Raw genomic sequence first — 3,106 nt, 5'->3', positions numbered from 1 at the left:
CTTATCCAAATAGTACAACATTTTTCCACAATAGTACAAGTTCACTCTGCTATTTTATAGGTAAATTCGCTTCTTTAATCGAAAACATATGGAGATCATTTCCGTTGTAGGAATGTTTTTCCATTTAAGATGAAAAGTACATTACATAATATTGTCTCTGTATTAATGGCACTTGTGGTGTTGTTGTCTACTTTATCTTTTACTGTAGACAAACATTTCTGTGGAGGTCTTTTAATGGATCTGGCTGTCTTTTCTGAAGCTAAAAGTTGCGTAATGGGAATTCATGATCATTCCAATATGGCCACTTCCATGGAGAAGGATCATTGTTGTAGTAATGAAAAAATTTTAGTTGAAGGTCAGGACGAGTTGAAAAATTCGTTTTTATCGCTGGATTTTAAACAACAGGTGTTTTTAGGTGCTTTTGCGAATTCATATGTGTCTCTATTTAATTATATGCCTCGGCAGGTGCCGGCTTACACATTTTATTCTCCTCCTTTGCTGATCCATAGTATTTATCTTCGGGATCAGGTGTTTCTTATTTGATTTAATATTTTTGTCAATACCAGTTACTTACTACTGGTAAGGTATATCTGTTTTAGAAGTGAATTAAAATATTCATTGAGATTATACTTTATGTGAAATAGCCACTACAAATGACTTCATGTTCAAATATTAATTAAATTAATAGGAAATGGAAAAACATCTTTTTGCAGTTTTATTAATAGTTGTATCTATAAATTTTACTAATGCCCAACAAACCCCCTCATTAGAAGGGAATGTGGATAATTTACCTGTACGGGAGTACCATTTAACCCTAGATGAAGAAATGGTCCATATTGCAGGAGAGGAAAGCATGGGCATGACGATTAACGGCAGCATTCCCGGTCCAACTTTAAACTTTAAAGAGGGGGAATATGCCGTTATATACGTTAAGAATGAAATGGAAGAGGAAACTTCAATTCATTGGCACGGCCTCCTGCTACCCAATTTTTACGACGGAGTGCCTTACCTCACTACACCACCCATAGAGCCCGGTAAGATACAGAAGTATGAATTTCCCCTCATTCAGGCTGGGACTTACTGGTATCACTCTCACACTATGCTGCAGGAACAAAGTGGCGTATACGGTTCAATCGTCATAGAACCACAAAAACCATCGGCCGCTTATGATTATGATCACGACGAAGTACTGGTTCTATCGGATTGGACTTTTGAGAAACCGCGGAATGTCCTGCGGAACCTAAAGCGCGGCAACGAATGGTACAGCATTAAAAAAGGAACTGCGACTCCCTTGAACCGTGTAATTGCCAGAGGCGCTTTGGATGCCCAGCTGGATTTCTGGCGTCAGCGCATGGAAGGTGCAGATATCGCGGACATATATTATCCTGCTTTTTTGACTAACGGGGATACAGTACAACATTACACCAAATATGAAGCCGGGGATAAGGTAAGGCTACGCATTATAAATGCAGCCGCATCAACGCAATTTTGGCTCACCTTCGGAGGCACGCCGCCTCTTTTAGTTTCGGCCGATGGCCTGGATGTGGTTCCGGTGAACAAAGAAAAACTTTTTATTTCCATCGCAGAAACATATGACCTGATCATTACCATTCCTGAAGACAGACAGATTGAAGTGCGGGCCGTGGCCCAAGATGGATCAGGGGCTACACATGCCTATTTCGGAAGTGGAGAGGTACTATCGGCAGAGGTACTGCCAAGGCCGGATAAAATAGGTATGATGATGCAGATGGCAGATATGGACATGCGAATGGGAGCTCCCGCCATGAAATTCAATCCGGGTAAAGTAGAGCCTTACGAGCTTATGAAAGAATGGGGAATGGACATGGAACATGATGAAAAAATGGAGGGGGATATGGGAGTGGACCACGATGTACACGCACCTTTGACTGACAGCCTTCAGGCAGAACGTTCTTCTTCAGAGAATACCAAAACTTCAGAAAAAGGACAGCAGAAGGGGGGAGCTGATATGTCAAAAATGGGAATGTTTGCAGATTATAATTATGATTTTCTACAGGCTCCTGTTCCTACTACCATTGATGAGAAAAAACCCGAAAGAGAGATTTTGCTGAACCTTACCGGTAATATGTGGCGCTACATCTGGAGTATGAATGGAGTACCTCTGGCCGAAGCCGATATGATTAAAATTGAAAAAGGTGAAAAAGTGCGAATAATATTCAACAATCTCACCATGATGCATCATCCCATGCATTTTCACGGCCATTTCTTCCGCGTTCTTAATAGCCATGGAACCTATTCCCCGCTTAAGCACACAGTGAATGTAGCACCTATGCAAAAGACCATCATTGAATTTGAGGCCAATGAAGATAGTGATTGGTTTTTACACTGCCATGTGCTGTATCACATGGTTGGGGGCATGGCCAGGGCAGTAACCTACCAGACTGACCGCCACCCACTAATGAAAGAACATCCCAGAGAAATTCTCTTTCAGGAAGGGAATCATTTTTTTACCTGGGGCTTAGCAGATGTAGCTTCTCACATGACCGAAGTGAATGTGGTTTCCAGCAATATCAGGAACCAGTTCAATTTAATTGCAGAATACGGCTGGAACGAAAATTTAGAAGCTGAGGTTTCTTATGAGTATTACCTGAACGATTGGTTTAGGGTTTTTGGTGGAGTGAACGTGGAAAACGAGATGGAAGGTAACCTGGATGAACTAAGCACTACTGCCGTTGCCGGGGTGCGCTATTTTACGCCTTATATGTTCAACCTGGATGTACGGTTGGATCATAAGCTAAGACCGCAAATAAGTTTAAGCCGGGAAATTATGTTATTTCCAAGATTCGTCATATTCGGAGAATATGAATTCCAGGCCGATTTTGGCTGGGTAAATGAATTGCCCCAAGGCACTGACTTTGAAAAAGAACAAGTGTACAATGTGGGTGCCGAATACTTCCTTTCCAGGAATTTTTCTTTAATGGGAAGTTATGACAACCGGTTTGGTGCGGGGGGTGGACTTAGCATAAGATTTTAAGTAGTACCAATTTCAATTAATATCAGTTTAAAACAATTCAAAAATGAAAAATCTAAAAGTTAACTTAGGAATTGCAATGCTAGTAATTGCAAG

General features: G+C 41.0%; 2 protein-coding genes. Both read left to right on the top strand.

The window, feature by feature from the left end; genetic code table 11:
- Positions 1-129: 129 nt before the first annotated feature.
- Positions 130-543 carry an HYC_CC_PP family protein gene (locus tag RM549_RS19180; RefSeq protein WP_311687704.1) on the top strand — a complete coding sequence of 138 codons (414 nt, stop codon included), beginning with the start codon at positions 130-132 and terminating at the stop codon, positions 541-543.
- A gap of 148 nt (positions 544-691) precedes the next feature.
- Positions 692-3,013, top strand: a complete 2,322-nt coding sequence (locus tag RM549_RS19175; RefSeq protein WP_311687702.1) for a multicopper oxidase domain-containing protein — start codon at positions 692-694, stop codon at positions 3,011-3,013.
- Positions 3,014-3,106: the final 93 nt, after the last annotated feature.

It is taken from the genome of Autumnicola patrickiae, assembly GCF_031846525.1.
Classification (GTDB): Bacteria; Bacteroidota; Bacteroidia; order Flavobacteriales; family Flavobacteriaceae; genus Autumnicola; species Autumnicola patrickiae.
This window is presented reverse-complemented; position numbering and strand designations above follow the sequence as displayed.